Below are 20,333 nucleotides of genomic sequence, written 5' to 3' on the forward strand. Positions count from 1 at the left end.
AAAGTGAAGTCTTATTTTTGTTCAAGCCAAGCAGGTAATGCTGCCATAACTTGTCCAAACTTCTCGTTAAGTGGCGCGCCACCTTGTGCTAAGTCAGGTTTACCACCACCTTTACCACCTAACTCGGTCGCTAAATGTTTGATGATGTCACCTGCTTTTAGATTTGCAGTGTATTGCGACGCGACTGATGCAAGCAGGCTGACTTTGTCACCCTCTACACCTGCTAACACAATCACTGCGTTCTCTAATTTTGATTTTACACTGTCATGTAAGTTGCGAAGCGCTTTGGCATCAACACCCTGAACAGTAGTAATAAGCGTTTGACGACCAGCAATAGTTTGAACTTGGTCAATCAAATCAGCCGCTTGGAAGTTTGCCAATTTTTGGTTGAGTTGTTCAATCTGCTTTTGTAATGCAGAAACCAATTCTACATTGGCTTGTACACGCTCAACCATTTGGTCTTTCTGTGCTTTTAATAAGCTATTAATGTGCTGAATATCATGATCAGCTTTTTGTACTACTTCTAATGCTTTAGTACCGGTCACTGCTTCAATACGACGTACGCCGGCAGCTACACCACCTTCAGAAGTGATTTTGAATAAACCAATATCACCTGTACGTTTTACGTGAATACCGCCACAAAGTTCGATTGAGAAGTTTTTCTCGTCAATGACTGAACCCATAGAGAGCACACGAACTTCATCACCGTATTTTTCACCGAACAACATCATTGCGCCTTTTGCTTTCGCAGTTTCAATGTCGAGTAGTTCAGTTGTTACAGCAGTATTTGCAATGATTTCAGCATTTACGAGACGTTCAACTTGTTGTAGTTGTTCAAATGACACAGGTTGGTCATTTGCAAAGTCAAAACGTAAGATATCACTTGCAACCAAAGAGCCTTTTTGTTGTACATGTGAACCTAAAATTTGACGAAGGGCAGCATGCAACAAGTGAGTTGCTGAGTGGTTACGCGCAGTAGCTTCACGAATGTCTGCTTTAACAATCGCTTCTACATTTTGACTGGTTTTAAGGTTACCAACAGTCACAATACCTTGATGAACAAAGGCACCACCAGACTTTTTCGTATCCTGAACTTCAAAAATACCTGTTTCGTTTTTGAAGATACCAGTATCACCAATCTGACCACCGCTTTCAGCATAGAATGGAGTTTGGTTTAGAACGATAAGTGCTTCGTCGCCTTCAGAAACTTCATCAACTTGTACGCCATCTTTATAGATCGCTACAATCTGGCCTTGACCGGTTGTGTTGGTATAACCATCGAACTGAGTTTCGCCTTCAACTTTTACAATGTTGTTATAGTCAACAGCAAATTTACCAGCATCACGCGCACGTTGACGCTGTGCAGCCATTTCAACTTCAAAACCTGCTTCATCAATAATAAAGCCACGTTCACGTGCAATATCAGCAGTTAAATCTGTTGGGAAACCATAAGTATCGTAAAGTTTAAATACAGTCGCACCCGGAATAGTTTTATCTTTTAACTGAGCAAGTTCACCTTCAAGAAGTTTTAAACCTTGCTCTAAGGTTTTAGCAAACTGTTCTTCTTCACGAATTAATGTTGCTTCAATGACTTCACGGCGAGCTTCTAACTCAGGATAAGCCTGTCCCATTACTTCAATTAATGGTTGCAACATTTTGTAGAAGAACGTACCTGTTGCGCCAAGCTTGTTACCGTGACGGACAGCACGGCGGATAATACGACGTAATACATAACCACGTCCTTCATTACTTGGGTTTACACCATCAGCAATTAAGAAGCAGCAAGAGCGGGCATGGTCTGCAACTACACGTAAAGAAGGCTGACCTTCATCTTCAATACCAATGATGTTTGCAGCAGCTTTTAATAAGTGTTGGAACAGGTCAATGTCATAGTTTGAATTAACATGTTGCAATACGGCAGAAATACGCTCTAAGCCCATACCTGTATCTACAGATGGAGCAGGGAGTGGGTGAAGTACGCCATCAGCAGTACGGTTAAACTGCATGAAAACGTTGTTCCAGATTTCAATGAAACGGTCACCGTCTTCTTCAGGTGAACCAGGTAAACCACCCCAAATGTGTTCACCGTGGTCGAAGAAAATTTCTGAACATGGACCGCAAGGACCTGTATCACCCATTGCCCAGAAGTTATCTGATGCGTATTTTTCGCCTTTGTTATCACCAATACGGATAATACGTTCTGGTGCTAGGCCGATTTCTTTATTCCAGATGTCATAAGCTTCGTCATCAGTATGGTAAACCGTGACATAAAGTTTATCTTTTGGTAAAGCAAGCCATTGTTCGCTAGTTAAAAATTCCCATGCGAACTTGAGAGCATCACGTTTGAAATAGTCACCAAATGAGAAGTTACCCAACATTTCAAAGAATGTATGGTGACGAGCTGTATAACCAACATTATCTAAATCGTTATGTTTACCACCTGCACGTACACATTTTTGTGATGTTGTTGCACGTACATAATCACGTTTTTCAAGACCTAAAAAACAGTCTTTAAACTGGTTCATCCCAGCATTTGTAAATAATAAAGTTGGGTCGTTGGCAGGAACAAGAGAACTCGATGCAACACGTGTATGCCCTTGCGTTTCAAAGTAGCGCAAAAATGCTTCACGAATTTCAGCAGATGTCATTAAACGAGTACTCACAACCAAGTCACTCCATATTTTCGAATTTGGCTAAAAGCATCACCACAAGTTTATTTGTTCACAAAACTCGCATGTGATACGGGGCTTATTTTTAAAAAACGCTAAATTGTAACGGAAAAACCCCACCGAACCAACGATTTTAGAGGGAATATCTTACAAAACTGTGATTTGGCTAAAAATCTATATTCAATTAGCCATGACGTGTTTTACTATATGCCTTCTTTCGCTTCTCGTTTTGTAGATAAGGATAGGTCATGCAACGTATCGCCATTAATGGGTTTGGCCGGATTGGACGTAATGTTTTACGTGCCTGGTTTGAGAGCCCGAAACAATTTCATTTTGAAATCGTGGCGATTAACGATATAGCAGATGTACATACACTGGTACATTTATTCAAATATGACTCAACCCATGGTCGTTTTAATGGCAAGGTTGATATCACCATTGAAAATGAAAAGATTTATTTAAATATTCAATCTAACCAGAGACTCTTAAAGGTTGAAGTTTTGCAGCAAAAACAGCCGGAACTTTTACCGTGGGCAAGTTTAAAAATTGATGTTGTACTTGAGTGTACAGGTTTATTCCGCTCCCATGCTGATGCTACCCGCCATTTAGAAGCAGGGGCTAAAAGGGTCATTATTGGCGCTGCGCCTTTTGATCATGTTGATGCTGCAATTGTTTATGGTGTTAACCATGCTGATGTGAAAGCGACTGATCAGATTATATCGAGTGTGTCATGTACGACACAGGCTTTAGTTCCACTGGTTAAAATCATTGATGATGCATTTGGCATAGAAACAGCGCTTATGACCGAAATTCATGCGGTAACGGCAGATCAGTCGGTGCTTGATCATGCGCATCGTGATTTGCGTCGTGCTCGAGCTTCTGGGCAAAACATTATCCCGACTACCTCTAGTGCGCTCGGTGCTTTAAAGCGTGTAATGCCAAAAATGGAAGATCGTATTGATGGTTACTCAATTCGGGTACCTACCATTAATGTAGCGGCAATTGATTTAACGTTTATCGCGCAATCTCCAATTACGGTCCATCATATTAATGAATTGCTAATTAAAGCATCTCAAACAGATTATGCAGAAATTATGGCTGTAACAGATGAACCATTAGTTTCAAGTGATTTTAATCATTCCCCTTATTCACTTATTGTTGATTTAACTCAGACCATGGTTGTTGGACATCAAGCTAAAGTATTTGCTTGGTATGATAATGAATGGGGCTATGCAAATCGTTTATTGGATTTGTGCGATTCTTTCAAAAGTTAAATTTGGTTAATTGGAAACCGGGTGATAGTTCAGTTATTGCCCCATTCTTTGGTCTAAGAACTTTTATTGATAATAGAAGTCAAAAACAATAAGTCTTTGAATATTATTTTTAATTCATAGAGTCTACTTTTTGACTTTAGAGTTTATTAAGAAAGATTTATGCAAATTGTCAGGTGCATGGCACAAAGTATCATGCTACACTAAGAGAAATCGGGTGTGTTCCCGATTTTTTTATGTGGGGTCGTTCCACGTTGATCAGATTTTAGGCTTGAAATATGACCATTTCAGAGACATGGTTGCTGCCTGACGGGGTAGCAGATGTATTGCCGGAACAGGCGCAAGTCATTGAAAAACTTCGCCGTGAAGCTATAGATTTCCTCGCAGTACGAGGTTATCAACTGGTATATACACCATTTATCGAATACATCGAATCGTTGTCTTCATTATCAGAATCAAATCAAGACCTGGATTTAGTAACTTTTAAGGTGATTGACCAGCTTTCAGGCCGTTTACTCGGTATCCGTGCTGATATGACACCGCAAGTTGCACGTATTGATGCACATGTAAGACCTGTTGAAGGTGTTGCACGTTACTGTTACGCAGGGACTGTATTACATACAAAACCACAAAATTTCAATGCGACTCGCGCACCTTTACAATTAGGCGCAGAGTTATATGGGCACGATAGTATTGAAGCTGATGTCGAAATGGTCGACGTAATGCTTGGTCTAATTGAAAATGCCTATACTTTGCAAGGCGCACATTTAGACTTAGGGCATGTAGGTCTATTTCGTAGCTTAGTAAAATATGCTGGTCTTTCTAAAAATGAAGAGCATGAGTTATCTGATCTTTATCAAAGAAAAGCATTACCTGAGTTAGCTGAATTTACCCAAAATTTAAATATGGGTTCAGATTTCTATGCACTTGGCCGTTATGCAAGTGATTTAGATGCCTTACAAGCGCATTTAAGTGCAGATATTTTAAAAGATACTGAATTTGATGCTGCATTAAATGCACTTAAAACCACTCTCGAACAGATTAAAAACCGTTGGCCAGCACTTAATGTTGGAATTGACGTGGTTGAACTTCGCAGTTACCACTACCACACTGGTTTGATGTATGCAGTTTATGCACCAAATCGTGCCGCACCTTTAGCGCAAGGCGGCCGTTATGATGGTATTGGGGAACACTTCGGTCGTGCACGTCCGGCTACCGGTTTTAGTTGTGATTTATATGCTTTAGGTGCGAACCAGTTTGCCGAAATCGAAACTGTAGTGGCACCTAAAGGTACAGAAGCTGATTTACTTAAAGCAATTGCGAATGCGCGTTCAGAGGGTTTACGTGTAGTTCAATTGTTAGGTAATGATGATTTAAGTTCTATTCCTTATGCAACACATCAATTGGTATTGCAAAACGGACAATGGAATATTGAAAAGATTTAAACGCCAGCAGTAAGTTTTTTACTGATGGTTTCCAATTTTAACAGCATGATGTAATGAGGCTATTATGGGCAAAAATGTTGTGGTACTTGGTACCCAATGGGGCGACGAAGGTAAAGGTAAAATCGTCGACCTGCTCACAGATCAGGCGGCTGCGGTAGTACGTTATCAAGGCGGACATAACGCAGGTCATACTCTTGTCGTAGGTGGTAAAAAGACTGTATTACACCTCATTCCATCAGGCATTTTACGTGAAAACGTATTGTGCTTAATTGGCAATGGCGTGGTGCTTTCACCAGCAGCATTAATTGAAGAAATGGGAATTTTGGAAGCTGAGGGTGTTCCGGTTAAGGAGCGTCTACGCATTTCTCCAAACTGTCCACTTATTTTGCCTAACCACATTGCTCTTGATCAGGCACGTGAGAAGAAACGTGGTAACGCTAAAATCGGTACTACAGGTCGTGGTATCGGTCCTGCGTACGAAGATAAAGTTGCGCGCCGTGCAGTGCGTGTTGCTGACCTTGTTCGTGGTGGTGCAGCGTTAGAAGAAAAACTAGCCGAAATGCTAGAGTTACATAACTTCCAATTGACTCAGTTCTACGGTGTAGAAGCGGTTAAATTTGAAGACGTATTGGCTCTTTGCAACCAATGGCGTGAAGTTCTTGCTCCATTAGTGATTGACGTAACTAAAGTATTACATGACTACCGCAAAGAAGGTAAGGCTGTAATGTTTGAAGGCGCTCAAGGTTCACTTCTAGACATCGACCACGGTACTTATCCGTATGTTACCAGCTCAAATACAACTGCTGGTGGTGTAAGTTCTGGTTCAGGTATGGGGCCTTTACATCTTGATTATGTATTAGGTATTACGAAAGCTTATACAACACGTGTAGGTGCTGGTCCGTTCCCAACTGAATTAGTTTACGATGCTGCGAGTGATTCTGGTGACCCAATTGGTAAACATTTGGGTACTGTGGGTCATGAATTTGGTGCTTCTACTGGTCGTCAACGTCGTTGTGGTTGGTTTGATGCTGAAATCTTACGCCGTTCTGTAGATGTAAACTCACTTTCAGGTATTTGCTTAACTAAACTTGACGTTTTAGATGGTTTAGAAGAAGTGAAAATCTGTGTGGGTTATGAAAATACAGATTCAGGTTGTGTAGGTTCTTCTGATGCGGTTTCTTTCGAATGCTTGAAACCAATTTATGAAACTATGCCAGGTTGGAGCGAGTCAACTGTTGGTTTAACGAGCATTGACCAATTACCTGCAAATGCTTTGGCTTATGTAAAACGTATTGAACAATTAATCGAATGTCCGATTGATATCGTTTCAACTGGTCCAGACCGTGCAGAAACAATCATTTTACGTCATCCATTCTCTGCGTAATTCGCAAAGATAAAAATAGCCTCCTAAAAGGGGGCTTTTTTTATACCCTACTAAAGTGCAGTTTTGGTTTGGTTCGATTCAGATTAAAACATGATATATAGTTCAGGAATCATAGGCTCAGGATGAAGCTGCAACCCACTATTTCAAAAACCATTTTTTATTCTTTTTTATTTGCTATAGGTGGTTCACCCACATTAGCAATGCTGATTATTTATGGTCAAAATTATAATCCGGACTTCTTCATGACGGCATTTATGAGTCTTTCTGTCCTGATTGCTTGTGTCCTCATTCCGGTTGTTCTCATACAAAACAGTTATTTACTCTGGAAGAGGAAAAGTCCTAATCTTGAAGAGAAAGTTAAGACTTTAAGTCACGTTTATCTTGGTTTAAACATAATATGTTTAATATTCTGGATTTATTTGATGACTTTATCTAATTGACCGTTACATAAATACTATGATCGTGAAGAAATGAGAGATTTAAAGCGTGAGTGGTATTTCTTATAATAAGTGCAAAAGAATAAACAGTTTTTTAACGATTTAGGTGACCCATGTTAATGAATAAAAAGTTCGTTCTAAGCTTGTGCGCAGCAGGTGCAGTAACAATTTCTGGTTGTGCCACAATGGCTGATATGGCAGGTGCAGATACCGCAACCTTAAATGCTCAATCTGCACAAAGTTTCAATAAAATGGTGCAGGAAGCGCGTGGTAAAGGTGCTTTAGATACAAGTTCAAGTACCTATAACCGTATTAATGCGGTTTTTAACCGTTTAAAACCTTATGCGAATCAAATGAATCAGACAGGCCAGCCATTTAGTTGGCAATTGGCTGTATTGAAGTCAGATACGATTAACGCTTACGTTGCACCTGGTGGCAAGGTCGTGTTCTACACAGGTATTGTAAATAAACTGAACTTGACTGATGCTGAAATTGCAGCAGTTATGGGCCATGAAATGACTCACGCCTTGGAAGAGCATGCAAAAAGTAAAATTGGCGCACAAGCTTTAACTGATTTAGCGTTAAATATTGGCTTAAGTCAGATTAATGGTGGTAATGTGAGTCAACTAGGCGCGGCTGCGGCTCAGTTAGGCACGCAAGTAGGTGTGGGTCTGCCATATTCTCGTAGTTTGGAAAGCCGTGCTGACCAAGGTGGTTTAATGCTAATGGCGCGTGCAGGTTATAACCCGAATGCAGCGATTACGCTTTGGGAAAAAATGAACAAGCTTGAAGGCAGTGGATCATCTTTCTTGTCTACTCACCCATCAAACGCTCAACGTATTAATGACATGCGTAAGAATTTACCTGCGGCATTAGCTATTTATAATGGTCGTAAGTAAGTTTTAACACTTATAGAACTGAAGTTAAAAACGGATGCTTGAGCATCCGTTTTTGTTTTTAAGGAGCAGGATTAGGCTGTTGTATATGAATAGCCTCAATGCCTTGTAAAATCTCTGGTGAAAGCTCGATTTCAAAAGCTTGGATATTTTCTTTGAGCTGATCTAAATTGGTTGCACCAATAATTGTACTCGTCACAAAAAATTGCTGCTTAATAAAAGCCAGAGCCAATTGAGTCAGGCTTAAACCATGCTTTTCAGCAAGCTGTGCATATTGTTCAGTTGCCCATTCACTTTGCGGATTGCTGTATCTGCTAAAGCGAGGGAAGAGTGTAACGCGGGCATTGGCTGGTCGAGCCCCATTTCTAAATTTGCCAGTTAAATAACCAAAAGCAAGAGGAGAGTATGCAAGTAAACCTACACCTTCATATTTGGCAATTTCTGACATACCGATTTCATAGGTGCGATTAAGCAGACTATACGGATTTTGCACACTCACAAATTTACTCACACCTAAATTTTCAGCAAGCTGAAGAAACTTCATGGTGCCCCACGGTGTTTCATTAGATAAGCCGATGTAACGAATGCGGCCTCGATTAATCTCTTTTTGGAGAGCGAGTAATGTTTCTTCTAAGGGAGTAGTGTCATAATCATTTTGGGCTTGCTGATTACCATAAGCGAGCGTTCCAAAGAAGTTGGTATGGCGTTCAGGCCAATGTAATTGATAAAGATCAATATAATCAGTTTTTAAGCGCTTGAGAGAGCCATCAATCGCTTGTGAAATATGTTCACTATTAAACTTGGTATGGCCGTCTCGAATATGTGTTCCACCAAAGCCGGGACCTGCAATTTTTGAAGCAAGGAATACTTTATCGCGCTGACCATGCTGTGCAAACCAATTGCCTAAGATGGTTTCGGTTGCTCCATATGTTTCTGGCTTAGGAGGGACGGAATACATCTCTGCCGTATCCCAAAAATATAAACCGTGTTCTAAAGCGTAATTGAGTTGTTCGAAAGCTTCTTGTTGAGTATTTTGCTCACCAAATGTCATGGTACCTAAGCAAATTTCAGGAAGGTTAATGCCAGTGTGACCAAGTGGTTTAAATTGCATACTGCGAAATCCTTAAGAAATTTTAAGTTAGCCTAACGGAGAATATGTATTCAACTTAAATCATAAAAACAGAATAGTTTGTAAGCTTTGTGTATTAACTCATTGTTGCATATAAAAAAAGCAAACCGAAGTTTGCTCTTTATTCAATAATTACGAGTAATTATTCTTCGTCATCATAGTCTTCGTCAGTGACTGGGGTTTCTTCTAATGAAGTATCAAAAATCAAAATAGCTTTACCGTCAGTTTGAATCATACCTTGATCTTCTAAGGTCTTTAATACACGGCCAACCATTTCTCGTGAACACCCGACAATGCGTCCAATCTCTTGTCGAGTAATACGAATTTGGCGGCCATTCGGCAAGATCATTGCTTCTGGTTGTGAAGATAGGTCGATTAAGCAACGCGCAATACGACCTGACACATCAATAAATGCAAGATCGGTCATTTTACGAGTTGTATTTTTTAAACGACGAACGAGTTGCGCGAAAACGGCATAGCTGAGATCTGGATACTGTTTGCTCAGTTCGTGGAAGTTGTCATATGAAATTTCTGCAATTTCACAGACATCACGGGTACGAACTTCAGCTGTACGTTGAGGGTTCGGTTCGAAAAGCCCCATTTCCCCAAAGAAGTCACCAGGATTCAAATATGCCACAACAATTTCACGTTCATCGTCTTCACGTAAAATAATTGAAACTGAGCCTTTTAAAATTAAATATAAAGATTTTGACTCTGTTCCGGCATCAACAATTGTGGTTCGTTTTGGATATCTGTTGATGTGAGCACGTTTTAACAATGCTTTAACGGATTCAGGTAGTTGCCCCGGAGATAAAGCATCTGTGCTGAGTTGTGAAAAATTTGAAGTCATGCTTGATATGTTCCGAATAGGGTAAACAATTCACACAAGCTCGAGATGAGCTATTACACAGAAGAGATGAAATTCCTTATCAACTCATTTTATGTTAGTGTACAAAACAAGGGTCTGTTGACATTTCACAGATGGTTGCGACATAAGACAATTTTTCTGGACGTTACGAAGCAAGAACTATGGAATTTAGTCATTCTAAATCAATAGAGCTTAACAACGAAACGAACAAAAAAATCTGGCCTTGCGCTGCATCAAAGATGCTTTAATTGCACCTCAGATTCCGGCTGAAATTTAACAAACTTTATTACAAAACTGGACAAAGGATTGCCCTTGTCTGTGTTTTGCGTTTTATTTGGATTAATTTTTAGCTATTACGCAATCCATAGATGAAATGTCAACAGACCCTGCTTAAATTTATAATTTTTTTTGGGTAGTTGCAATGCAAACAAGTGTACATTGGCTAGAGAATGTTGCTTTTGAAGCGAAATCAGAGAGCGGTCATAGTGTAGTGATGGATGGCTCACCTGAGTACGGTGGTGAAAACCGTGGACCACGTCCTATGGAGTTGATATTAATGGGACTTGGTGGGTGTGCTTCGTTTGATATTGTGACTATTTTAAAGAAATCCCGTCAAGATGTGACGAATGTCGTATGTCAGCTTAAAGCTGAGAGAGCAGATGCAATTCCGGCAGTTTTCACCAAGATCCATTTACACTTTGTAGTGACAGGTAAAGCTGTAAAAGAAAAACAGGTCGCAAAAGCAGTAGAGCTATCAGCTGAGAAATATTGTTCAGCAAGTAAAATGCTTTCAGATGGTGGCGTAGAAATTACTCACGATTTTGAAATTATTGAAGCAGCGTAATTTTATTTGTGAATGCCTAAAAAATAAAAAGCTAACAGTCATGTTGGCTTTTTTTATGATAAGAATAATTAAAAAATAAAAGGAGAGTTAAGTGAATATCCGTTTAGCACAATGGGAAGATACCGAGACCATATGTTATTTACTTAAACAAATGGGATATTCACAGCCTTTAAAAGTAGTTCAAGAACAATTTCAAATACTAAGTAAAGATCCTAATGCGATTACGTTGGTCGCAGCTGACGATTTAAAAGTGTATGGAGTTTTATCGCTTTATTTTATTCCACAAATTGCCTTACAAGGTGACTTTGCCAAAATATGCTATCTGTGTGTTGACGAGAAAATGCGTAGTAAAGGAGTGGGGCATTTGCTTGTACAAGAAGCAGAACGGATAGCAAAGCAACGTGGTTGTGACCGAATGGAACTTCATTCGGGGATACAAAGACCTTTGGCACATCAATTTTACCTAAGAGAAGGCTATGTCGAAGCGCCAAAGTACTTTCGTAAAGCTTTAAATTAATGAGTCGTAGTTAGAAAAAGTTGAGGGTCTACCCGTGCATTGTTAAGGCTCATTCCCCAATGTAAATGGGGGCCTGTGACACGTCCTGTTTTACCGACTAGACCTAAAGTTTCCCCTTGACGAATATGCTGGCCTTTTTCTACTTTTATCTCGCTTAAATGGCAAAACATACTAATTAAGCCTTGGCCGTGATCGATTAATACAGTTTGTCCATTAAAAAAATAATGACCTGTTTGAACGACTACACCGTCTGCTGGAGCAACTACTTTTTGGCCTATTGGTGCTGGAATGTCTAGACCTGAGTGTGGAGCACGTTCTTCACCATTAAAAAAGCGTTTTCTTCCAAAAGAATTGGTAAATTTACCAGAAGTTGGGCGTATAAATTTTGGTAAGGCTTGCCACGGACTTTGCGTAAATGAACTATAAACATCATTTTGTTCTTTAGCTTCTTGAGCGTAACGATCTAATTGACTTTGATTGGGATTTACATAGTCTTGATTGGTAACTTTAAGGCGTTGCTCAGCATATGGATAGGATTTAACTTCTATTTGAATAGGGGTTTTATTGGTTTCGAGTTGAACACTACCAAGTGGAGTAGATAACGGAATACCGAAAACAGCATAACGCTGCTGTCGTTCTTGGCTAATTAAAACCGGTTTGTGTTGAAAAGTGACCTGAGTAATATCCGAAGTTAAAGGAATAACTGCAATACCACCGGGTCTTCTTGAATCTTGGGGTAACTCCGCCATTGCTAGAGTCGAGCTAAAAAGACAAGTTGTTAATATAATATGTTTTAAGCGCATTTTTAATTTCAAAAACAGGATGGAATTGGAAAGATAAATTAATTCTTAATTCGGGAATTCTCAATGAAGTCTTTGTGAAGACCATAAAATAGATAAGAGTAAATATAAATATCCAAGCTATTTAATAAAATATAGCCGAAGTGTACTTGAAATATATACAAAACAAACCCATATTATAATCGAGTTTTACTCGCAGTGTTTTTTGTAACTTAATGAAAAATATATAAAAATTTATTTGAAATCCGAAAAAGTGTTCCCATCTATTACACAAGTACGAATTTGTTGTGAGGAATAACAAGAATGCGATTTGAAAAATTTACGAACCGCTTGCAGCAAGCCCTCTCAGATGCTCAATCCTTAGCGATGGGTAAAGACCATACAGCTATAGCAGGTATTCATATTTTGAGTACTTTATTGGAAGAGCCGTCCAATATTAGTTTGTTGCAACAAGCAGGTGCACGGTTACCTGAACTTAAACAAAAGCTAGAGCAGGCTTTAAAAGATGCTCCGACTATTGCTAACCCGACGGGCGATGTCAATTTAAACCCAGAAGCAGTTAAAGCACTCAACTTGGCAGATCGATACGCGCAAAAAGCTGGCGATGAGTTTTTGTCAACTGACTGGGTTTTATTGGGCTTGGCAGAAACTGGTGAAACAAAAAATATTTTAAGTGCCGTAGGTGTAACTCCCGACAGCTTACGCAAAGTAATTGAAAATATTCGAGGTAGTGACAAAGTCATGAGTAATAATCACGAAGACCAACGTGACTCACTTAATAAATATACGATTGATTTAACCGAGCGGGCTTTATCGGGGAAACTTGATCCGGTGATTGGACGTGATGATGAGATCCGCCGTACCATTCAGGTCTTGTCACGCCGTACTAAAAATAACCCAGTACTCATTGGTGAACCTGGGGTAGGTAAAACCGCTATTGTTGAAGGTTTGGCACAACGTATTGTCAATGGTGAAGTACCAGAAGGCTTAAAGAATAAACGTGTTTTATCGTTAGATTTAGGTTCATTGCTTGCAGGTGCTAAGTATCGTGGTGAGTTTGAAGAACGTTTAAAAGCTGTTTTAAAAGATTTGGCGAAACACGAAGGCGAAATCATCTTATTCATTGACGAGTTACATACACTCGTTGGTGCTGGTAAAGGTGACGGCGCGATGGATGCAGGTAATATGTTAAAACCTGCGTTGGCTCGTGGTGAGTTGCGCTGTGTGGGGGCAACAACCTTAGATGAATATCGCCAATACATTGAAAAAGATGCAGCCTTGGAGCGTCGTTTCCAAAAAGTGCTGGTCGATGAACCAAGTGTAGAAGATACCATTGCGATTTTACGTGGCTTGAAAGAAAAGTATGCGACTCACCATGGCGTACAGATTTTAGACTCAGCGATTATTGCTGCGGCGAAAATGTCTCATCGTTATATTACAGACCGTCAATTACCCGACAAGGCGATTGACCTGATTGATGAGGCCGCTTCTCGTATTAAGATGGAAATCGATTCTAAGCCAGAAGCACTTGATAAACTTGATCGCCGTTTAATCCAGTTGAAAATGCAATTGGAAGCGGTGAAAAAAGATGAAGACGCAGGCAGTAAGGCCGAAGTTACTCATCTTGAAAAACAGATCGCTGAAGTCGAGAAAGAATACAACGATCTGGAAGAAGTGTGGAAAGCTGAGAAAACACTGGTAGAAGGCACTAAACAAGCTCAGGTTGAACTTGATAAAGCACGTATTGCTTTTGAAAAAGCTCAGCGCGAAGGCGATTTGGCAGAAGCAGCACGTTTGCAATATGGCGTAATTCCAGAGCTTCAAAAACAATTGGAGCAAGACGAAGTTGCTGAAGAAAACGAAGAGCCAAAACTCATTCGTACAAAAGTAACTGAAAATGAAATTGCCGAAGTCGTTAGTGCTGCAACAGGTATTCCGGTTGCTAAAATGATGCAAGGCGAGCGTGAAAAACTCCTTCATATGGAAGAGTTCTTGCATGACCGTGTTGTAGGGCAAGATGAAGCAGTCGTTGCGGTATCGAATGCTGTTCGCCGTTCACGTGCCGGTTTGTCTGACCCGAATCGTCCTAGCGGATCATTCTTATTCTTAGGTCCAACAGGTGTAGGTAAAACTGAGTTAACTAAAGCTTTAGCTAACTTCTTGTTTGACAGTGATGATGCCATGATTCGTATCGATATGAGTGAATTCATGGAGAAACATTCTGTCAGCCGTTTAGTTGGTGCGCCTCCGGGTTACGTAGGTTACGAAGAGGGCGGTGTTTTAACCGAAGCTGTTCGCCGTAAACCATATAGCGTAGTGTTGTTTGATGAGGTTGAAAAAGCGCATCCAGATGTCTTCAATATCTTGCTACAAGTGTTAGACGATGGACGCTTAACCGACTCACAAGGTCGTGTAGTGGACTTTAAAAACACGGTTATTGTGATGACATCGAACTTGGGTTCACAAGATGTACGTGAACTTGGTGAAGGTGCAACTGATGATGAAGTGCGTACTATTGTAATGAATGCGGTAAGTCAGCATTTCCGTCCAGAATTTATTAACCGGATTGATGAGTTGGTGATTTTCCATTCACTCAAAAAAGCACAGATTCGTGGCATTGCCGATATTCAGTTAGACCGTTTACGCTCACGACTTGTTGATCGTGATATGAGTTTAACTGTAGATGACAGTGCATTTGACTTATTGATTGACGCTGGTTTTGACCCTGTATACGGAGCGCGTCCATTGAAACGTGCAATTCAACAACAGGTTGAAAATACACTAGCTCAAAAAATCTTGTCAGGTGACTTTGTTGCGGGTGATACCATTTTAGTTAAAGGCGAAAATGGTCACTTAGTGTTTGATAAGCTGAAACTCAGCTAAGTTTTTTCTGCTAAAACCGAAAAGAGAATATGGAAACATATTCTCTTTTTTTTATATTTAACTTTTATGCTGATTTGAAGATATAAGCGCAATAATTGAGTCTGCTACTTTCTGTGTGAGAGTTTTAAGTTTTTGTTCGGCATGACCTGATAAAAAATAATGGTAATGATAAATACGTCCTAGATAAGAAATACAGATAAAGAAAGTACCTACAGGTTTTTCCGTGGTTTCACTTCCGCCAGGTTTTAATAAACCTGTGCAGCTCACAACAATGTCAGCTTGTTGAAATAGGGTTTGGCCAAGCCTGCACATTTCTTCAGTTACTTGTGGTGATTCTGCTGTGTAGGTTTCAATTAACTTTGGATCAACTTTTAAAACACTGATTTTAATACTGGGGTCATAACTGACTAACCCACCCAGTAAAATATCAGCACCACTATTTTTATGAATCGAAAACTGACTGGTTAAGTAACCTGAACTGGCACTTTCAATAAACGCGACTTTAAGTAAACGGTCTTCTAATAACTGACAGCATTGCTGAAGCATTATTCCACCTCGTATGGTGTTTATTTATGAATAAATCTAACTACAAATAAATTATAAAATCACGTTAAGTGATCTAAGGGTATGGTTCAAGTCTAAGATAAAAATCTATAAAACTATTTGAATATTCACAAAAAGCCTGTGAAGAATTTCAGGTTTTAAAATGATCAATGCTAATTATCGGGAAGTTTCTTTATAACATTGCGACAAGGTTAAAAACTTGTTAGTTTGATTCGATATAACAAACAATAACAATTTTAGGATGAACATGATGAACAATAAGCAAGGGTGTGTGCTGGGAATTTTAAGTTGTATAGTGGTATTACCGACGAATCTATGGGCTGCACAGCCTATGAATGAAAGTGCGCTTGCAACTCAAACAGGAGCAGTAACGGCAGCTCTACCCGTAATTATTGCGAAAGCTCAAGATGATGCGAAGAAGCCAGAAATAGAGCAACGTCAAGTTCGGCAAACACTAGGGGATAACTATTTACAACAGGTTCGATGGAATTCACTGCGCACAAGTGTGTTATCGCCTTATCAAGAACAAAAGCAAAATCAGGTCATTGATGGAAAAGAGAAGAAAAAGTTAGAAATGGTTGCTCTGCCAGAAAGAGCTGATCGATTTACACGTTATGATTTTGAGTCAAAGAATGTACATGGTGAAGTTATCATTACCGTGAAGTAATGATAACTTCCTTTTTCAAATTCAGATTAATTTAATCCAGGATGCTGAATTTTCCATGCACGGTGGATTTTTTGATTACGTTTAAAATCGGGTCCAATCGTTTCAGAAGTAATTTCTTCAACGTCATATAAAGCCTCGATCTCTTCATCCATCTCAAAACCACGATAGTTATTTGAGAAGTAAAGTGTACCTTCACTTGTTAAGCGGTTCATTGCACGTTTAATCAAAGAGACGTGATCGCGTTGCACATCAAAAGTACCGTGGAACTTTTTAGAATTAGAGAATGTTGGCGGGTCAATAAAAATAAGATCATATTGTTCATGACCTTCTTTTAACCATTCAAAACAGTCACTTGCAAAGAACATATGCTGTTCGTCTGCATGATCTACCGTTAAACCGTTTAAAACGAAGTTTTCTTTTGACCAGCTCAAGTAAGTATTAGATAAATCTACACTGGTTGTACTTGCAGCGCCGCCTAAGGCCGCGTGTAAGCTGGCTGTCGAGGTATAACTATAAAGATTTAAGAAGTGCTTACCACGTGCTTCTTGAGCAATACGTAAACGCATTTGACGGTGGTCAAGGAACAAACCAGTATCAAGGTAGTCAGTCAGGTTCACTAAAATTTTAGCTTTACCTTCTTGAACGATGAAACGTTTATTGGCTGTACTTTGTTTGGTGTACTGATTGGTACCAGTTTGACGCGCACGTGTTTTAATAAAGATTGCATCGCGATTTAATCCTGTTACCGCACGAATAGCAGCAAGCGCTAAGTTGAAACGTTTTTTTGCTTTTTCAGGATCAATCTTTTTAGGTGGTGCATATTCCTGAACATGTAAACGGTCGCCGTATAAGTCTACAGCAAGGTTAAAGTCAGGGAGGTCTGCATCGTATAAACGTAAGCAATAGATATTTTCTTTGGTTGCCCACTTTTTCAAGGCAGCCATGTTCTTTTGCAAACGGTTAGCAAAGTCTTGAGCTTCTTCCATTTCAACAGGTTGAGCTTGCCAGTTTGCCAAGAATGGTTGAGTGACTTTTTCAGGTTTAACTGTACCGAAACGAACATAAATCGGTAATTTACCATTCATTAAGCGTAATGTTTCTGGTGCTTCAAATGCTAAAACATCGGCTTGTTCAATTTGTGCGGCAATAATTGCTGCATATTGATTTGGGAAGTTCTTTTGTAAGAGGGCAGATAAGCCTAAGTAAAGAGAACGGTTAGAAGCTTTGTCACCTAAGCGCTCACCATATGGAGGGTTGGTAACGATAAAAGCAGTTTTATTTTCAGCACCGAAATCTGGCCAGTCTGCTAAAGTACGCTCTTCAATTTGAATATCGCCTAGTAGCTTTTCAAAACCTGCTGCAATAATGTTTTCGCGTGTTGCTTTTACAGCTTCCCAGTCAGCATCGTATGCATAAAACTTAGGTAACGGTTGTTCAAGTGCTTTTTCATGACGCTCTGCTGCTTCGGCTTTGAGTGAAAGCCAAAGTTCACGGTCATGACCATGCCAGCCATTAAATCCAAAACGACGTACAAGACCCGGCGCACGATCAGTTAAAATCATTAATGCTTCAATAATAAATGTGCCTGAACCACACATTGGGTCAAGTACAATTTCCGGGTTACGTTCCTTAAGCTTGGCTTTTTGTAAAATTGCTGCTGCGAGGTTTTCTTTAATTGGCGCATCTGTCATGAAACGACGGTAGCCGCGTTTATGTAATGAATCACCAGATAAATCTAGGCAATATGTATGCTCGGTTTTGCCCGCAAGCACATATAATGTAATTTCCGGTTGTTTGGTATCAATACTTGGGCGGCGACCTACAGCTTCCATAAAGGAATCAACAACACCGTCTTTTACACGAAGGGTTGCAAACTGCGTATTTACCTTAATTTCACGCTCTGCATGTAAGCGAATTGCAAAGGTACTTTGTGGTGCAAAAATAAGTGACCAATCAAAACTAATTGCACCTTCATAAAGCTCTTCTGCTACATCACGCGCATCGTGGGTACGTTCAAGTTCATAAGTATGAATTGGAAGTAAAACACGTGAAGCAAGACGTGACCACATGCAAATACGGTAAGCATGTTCAAGCGTTCCTTCAATGATTAAACGTCCTGCTTTACGTTCTGTCACTTTGGTGCCAAGCTGTTCTATTTCTTCTTGTAAGAGGGTTTCTAAACCATCAGCACAAGTAATCCAATAGTGGTTTAAACGTAAAGAGGTATTCATAAACTCGATTGACCAAAACATATAAATATTAACGATGCAAAGTTTAACGTATTTTGGTGTCTAAAAGTTTTTAAATTATTGCAACCTATCACTTGGCAACCAATAAATTGATTTTTAAAGCTTAAAATATAAAAACTGGTATGTATTTTGCTAAATCTTTCGAAATAAAACTTATTTAATTAATCATTATTGATGGTTTTTAACCAATTTCATGATTTGAATACATAGGGGAATATAAATGAAAGATATGATGGGGAATGGTTTTATAGCGAATGCAGAAGCTTTCACACTAGCTACTCAAATTTATGTGCGTATGCGCAGAGTAACGGGACGGGTGATAGATGCAATGTACTTTGTTCAAAATAAAGACTATGCGAAATATGTAATTGCACTGGCACTAGAAGCAGAAGATGACGAATTAAAACGCTGTGTTGAACGATTAATGGTATTGACTGATTCAATACCAGAGCAGTCTCAAAAAGAAATGACAGTAAGTATTCAAACTAGTGAAGAATCAGAAATCACAGCCGAAGACATTTATCGGGCACAAGTTCCACATCATTATATTGGTGCTTTAAGGTAATCTGAGCACGGCTCTAAATTTTCTGGTCAATTTAGGGCCTTATTCTGTAAAGTTCTTCTGCGAAAAGAACGGAATTCAGCTACACTATGCACGTTTTCGCGATTCGACCCATAGGAATCCATTATGCATATTGCAGCGTTGCATCAACCGAGCCAGGTTCAGCTCAATCAAGACGGAAATTTAAAACATTTTTTAACGATTGAGGGCCTTTCAAAAGAAAACCTCACTAAGATTTTAGATACCGCGCAAAGCTTTTTAGATGATAATAATAATTTAATTAACCGCCCGCTTTTAGAAGGTCGGACGGTTATGAATCTCTTCTTTGAAAACTCCACCCGTACTCGTACTACTTTTGAAGCAGCAGCAAAACGTTTGTCTGCCAATGTATTGAACATTGATATTGCACGTTCAAGCACGTCAAAAGGTGAGACTTTACGAGATACGCTTTGGAACCTCGAAGCAATGGCTGCCGATATTTTCGTTGTACGTCATTCATCTTCAGGTGCTGCACATTTCATTGCTAAAGATGTATGTCCGAAAGTCGCAATTATTAATGCCGGAGATGGACGTCATGCCCATCCAACGCAAGCGATGCTCGATATGCTCACTATTCGCCGTGAGACGAAAAAACCATTTGAAGACTTGAGTGTTGCCATTATTGGTGACATTAAACACTCTCGCGTTGCGCGTTCAGATGTAGCTGCACTTCAAACACTCGGATGTAAAGATATCCGTGTGATTGCGCCGAACACCTTATTACCGGTTGGTTTTTCAGAATATGGCGACCATGTTCGTTTGTTCAATAACATGGATGAAGGCATTACCGGTTGTGATGTGATTATTGCTTTACGTATTCAAAATGAACGTATCGATTCACCAGCATTATCTTCGCAATCTGAATTTTACAGAATGTACGGTTTGAACAAAGAGCGCCTTAGCTTGGCTAAACCGGACTGTATTGTTATGCATCCGGGACCAATGAACCGTGGTGTAGAAATTGATTCGAGTATTGCTGATGGCGAACAGTCAGTGATTTTAAAACAGGTCACTAACGGTATTGCAGTTCGTATGGCTGTGCTAGCGTTGTCTATGCAAGGGCAACTCCAAGAACAAGGTTTAATTGAAGCGATTACGTTGTAAGGAAT

General features: G+C 39.7%; 17 protein-coding genes and 1 pseudogene. 12 read left to right on the forward strand and 6 right to left on the reverse strand.

Annotated features, from left to right (window positions below; genetic code table 11):
- Positions 1-11 precede the first annotated feature (11 nt).
- Positions 12-2,648 (reverse strand): alanine--tRNA ligase, encoded by a 2,637-nt coding sequence (gene alaS / locus EGT34_RS17755; protein ID WP_024437420.1) that lies wholly within the window; start codon positions 2,646-2,648, stop codon positions 12-14.
- Positions 2,649-2,917: 269 nt separating this feature from the next.
- Between alaS and gap the strand changes: the two genes are divergently transcribed.
- From gap to EGT34_RS17780, 5 genes are all read left to right on the forward strand, one after another.
- Entirely contained in the window at positions 2,918-3,943 is a 1,026-nt protein-coding gene (gene gap, locus EGT34_RS17760; RefSeq protein WP_001188823.1) for a type I glyceraldehyde-3-phosphate dehydrogenase, read from the forward strand.
- 275 nt (positions 3,944-4,218) lie between these two features.
- Positions 4,219-5,385, forward strand: a complete 1,167-nt coding sequence (locus EGT34_RS17765; protein WP_000155682.1) for an ATP phosphoribosyltransferase regulatory subunit — start codon at positions 4,219-4,221, stop codon at positions 5,383-5,385.
- A 64-nt stretch (positions 5,386-5,449) separates the two neighbouring features.
- On the forward strand, positions 5,450-6,769 hold the full coding sequence (locus EGT34_RS17770; RefSeq protein WP_000517792.1) for an adenylosuccinate synthase: 1,320 nt from the start codon (positions 5,450-5,452) through the stop codon (positions 6,767-6,769).
- Positions 6,770-6,891: 122 nt separating this feature from the next.
- Positions 6,892-7,209 (forward strand): hypothetical protein, encoded by a 318-nt coding sequence (locus tag EGT34_RS17775; RefSeq protein ID WP_000776216.1) that lies wholly within the window; start codon positions 6,892-6,894, stop codon positions 7,207-7,209.
- 116 nt (positions 7,210-7,325) lie between these two features.
- Complete coding sequence (locus EGT34_RS17780) at positions 7,326-8,105, forward strand: M48 family metallopeptidase (RefSeq protein ID WP_001034598.1); 780 nt, start codon at positions 7,326-7,328, stop codon at positions 8,103-8,105.
- 58 nt (positions 8,106-8,163) lie between these two features.
- Here the strand turns inward: EGT34_RS17780 and EGT34_RS17785 are convergent, their stop codons facing one another.
- Complete coding sequence (locus tag EGT34_RS17785; protein ID WP_001159800.1) at positions 8,164-9,213, reverse strand: NADP(H)-dependent aldo-keto reductase; 1,050 nt, start codon at positions 9,211-9,213, stop codon at positions 8,164-8,166.
- 160 nt (positions 9,214-9,373) lie between these two features.
- Entirely contained in the window at positions 9,374-10,081 is a 708-nt protein-coding gene (gene crp / locus EGT34_RS17790; RefSeq protein ID WP_000203217.1) for a cAMP-activated global transcriptional regulator CRP, read from the reverse strand.
- Between the two features lie 241 nt (positions 10,082-10,322).
- On the opposite strand from crp, the pseudogene EGT34_RS21140 reads away from it, so the two are divergent.
- The 3 genes and pseudogenes from EGT34_RS21140 (at position 10,323) to EGT34_RS17800 (ending at position 11,460) form a co-directional block, all read left to right on the forward strand.
- Positions 10,323-10,442: pseudogene (locus tag EGT34_RS21140) on the forward strand (hypothetical protein).
- Between the two features lie 78 nt (positions 10,443-10,520).
- Positions 10,521-10,943: an OsmC family protein gene (locus tag EGT34_RS17795; protein WP_001195082.1), complete on the forward strand. Its 423-nt coding sequence runs from the start codon at positions 10,521-10,523 to the stop codon at positions 10,941-10,943.
- A 91-nt stretch (positions 10,944-11,034) separates the two neighbouring features.
- Positions 11,035-11,460: a GNAT family N-acetyltransferase gene (locus EGT34_RS17800; protein ID WP_001026231.1), complete on the forward strand. Its 426-nt coding sequence runs from the start codon at positions 11,035-11,037 to the stop codon at positions 11,458-11,460.
- Here EGT34_RS17800 and EGT34_RS17805 read toward each other — a convergent pair.
- Positions 11,457-12,263 (reverse strand): peptidoglycan DD-metalloendopeptidase family protein, encoded by an 807-nt coding sequence (locus EGT34_RS17805; protein ID WP_024437421.1) that lies wholly within the window; start codon positions 12,261-12,263, stop codon positions 11,457-11,459. The genes EGT34_RS17800 and EGT34_RS17805 overlap by 4 nt on opposite strands.
- Before the next feature lie 300 nt (positions 12,264-12,563).
- On the opposite strand from EGT34_RS17805, the gene clpB reads away from it, so the two are divergent.
- Complete coding sequence (clpB, locus tag EGT34_RS17810; RefSeq protein WP_001210050.1) at positions 12,564-15,143, forward strand: ATP-dependent chaperone ClpB; 2,580 nt, start codon at positions 12,564-12,566, stop codon at positions 15,141-15,143.
- Positions 15,144-15,200: 57 nt separating this feature from the next.
- Here the strand turns inward: clpB and EGT34_RS17815 are convergent, their stop codons facing one another.
- Complete coding sequence (locus EGT34_RS17815) at positions 15,201-15,689, reverse strand: CinA family protein (protein ID WP_000941316.1); 489 nt, start codon at positions 15,687-15,689, stop codon at positions 15,201-15,203.
- Positions 15,690-15,957: 268 nt separating this feature from the next.
- On the opposite strand from EGT34_RS17815, the gene EGT34_RS17820 reads away from it, so the two are divergent.
- The gene (locus EGT34_RS17820) at positions 15,958-16,374 is read left to right on the forward strand and encodes a hypothetical protein (RefSeq protein WP_001060743.1); all 417 of its coding nucleotides are present in this window, start codon (positions 15,958-15,960) and stop codon (positions 16,372-16,374) included.
- A 26-nt stretch (positions 16,375-16,400) separates the two neighbouring features.
- Here EGT34_RS17820 and rlmKL read toward each other — a convergent pair whose 3' ends face one another.
- Positions 16,401-18,605, reverse strand: a complete 2,205-nt coding sequence (gene rlmKL, locus EGT34_RS17825) for a bifunctional 23S rRNA (guanine(2069)-N(7))-methyltransferase RlmK/23S rRNA (guanine(2445)-N(2))-methyltransferase RlmL (protein ID WP_001098010.1) — start codon at positions 18,603-18,605, stop codon at positions 16,401-16,403.
- 238 nt (positions 18,606-18,843) lie between these two features.
- Between rlmKL and EGT34_RS17830 the strand changes: the two genes are divergently transcribed.
- Positions 18,844-19,188, forward strand: a complete 345-nt coding sequence (locus tag EGT34_RS17830; RefSeq protein WP_000654260.1) for a hypothetical protein — start codon at positions 18,844-18,846, stop codon at positions 19,186-19,188.
- 123 nt (positions 19,189-19,311) lie between these two features.
- Entirely contained in the window at positions 19,312-20,328 is a 1,017-nt protein-coding gene (locus tag EGT34_RS17835) for an aspartate carbamoyltransferase catalytic subunit (RefSeq protein ID WP_000546640.1), read from the forward strand.
- Positions 20,329-20,333 lie beyond the last annotated feature (5 nt).

Origin of the sequence: Acinetobacter sp. FDAARGOS_558 (assembly GCF_003937785.1) — a bacterium.
Lineage (GTDB): Bacteria > Pseudomonadota > Gammaproteobacteria > Pseudomonadales > Moraxellaceae > Acinetobacter > Acinetobacter baumannii.

Bases quoted from the DNA above. Each gene is read 5' to 3' on its own strand.
- EGT34_RS17830 (WP_000654260.1), top strand. From the start codon at position 18,844: ATGAAAGATATGATGGGGAATGGTTTTATAGCGAATGCAGAAGCTTTC.
- crp (WP_000203217.1), bottom strand. From the start codon at position 10,081: ATGACTTCAAATTTTTCACAACTCAGCACAGATGCTTTATCTCCGGGG.
- EGT34_RS17795 (WP_001195082.1), top strand. From the start codon at position 10,521: ATGCAAACAAGTGTACATTGGCTAGAGAATGTTGCTTTTGAAGCGAAA.
- EGT34_RS17765 (WP_000155682.1), top strand. From the start codon at position 4,219: ATGACCATTTCAGAGACATGGTTGCTGCCTGACGGGGTAGCAGATGTA.
- EGT34_RS17815 (WP_000941316.1), bottom strand. From the start codon at position 15,689: ATGCTTCAGCAATGCTGTCAGTTATTAGAAGACCGTTTACTTAAAGTC.
- gap (WP_001188823.1), top strand. From the start codon at position 2,918: ATGCAACGTATCGCCATTAATGGGTTTGGCCGGATTGGACGTAATGTT.
- EGT34_RS17805 (WP_024437421.1), bottom strand. From the start codon at position 12,263: ATGCGCTTAAAACATATTATATTAACAACTTGTCTTTTTAGCTCGACT.
- EGT34_RS17835 (WP_000546640.1), top strand. From the start codon at position 19,312: ATGCATATTGCAGCGTTGCATCAACCGAGCCAGGTTCAGCTCAATCAA.
- alaS (WP_024437420.1), bottom strand. From the start codon at position 2,648: ATGACATCTGCTGAAATTCGTGAAGCATTTTTGCGCTACTTTGAAACG.
- EGT34_RS17820 (WP_001060743.1), top strand. From the start codon at position 15,958: ATGAACAATAAGCAAGGGTGTGTGCTGGGAATTTTAAGTTGTATAGTG.
- rlmKL (WP_001098010.1), bottom strand. From the start codon at position 18,605: ATGAATACCTCTTTACGTTTAAACCACTATTGGATTACTTGTGCTGAT.
- EGT34_RS17780 (WP_001034598.1), top strand. From the start codon at position 7,326: ATGAATAAAAAGTTCGTTCTAAGCTTGTGCGCAGCAGGTGCAGTAACA.
- clpB (WP_001210050.1), top strand. From the start codon at position 12,564: ATGCGATTTGAAAAATTTACGAACCGCTTGCAGCAAGCCCTCTCAGAT.
- EGT34_RS17770 (WP_000517792.1), top strand. From the start codon at position 5,450: ATGGGCAAAAATGTTGTGGTACTTGGTACCCAATGGGGCGACGAAGGT.
- EGT34_RS17785 (WP_001159800.1), bottom strand. From the start codon at position 9,213: ATGCAATTTAAACCACTTGGTCACACTGGCATTAACCTTCCTGAAATT.
- EGT34_RS17775 (WP_000776216.1), top strand. From the start codon at position 6,892: ATGAAGCTGCAACCCACTATTTCAAAAACCATTTTTTATTCTTTTTTA.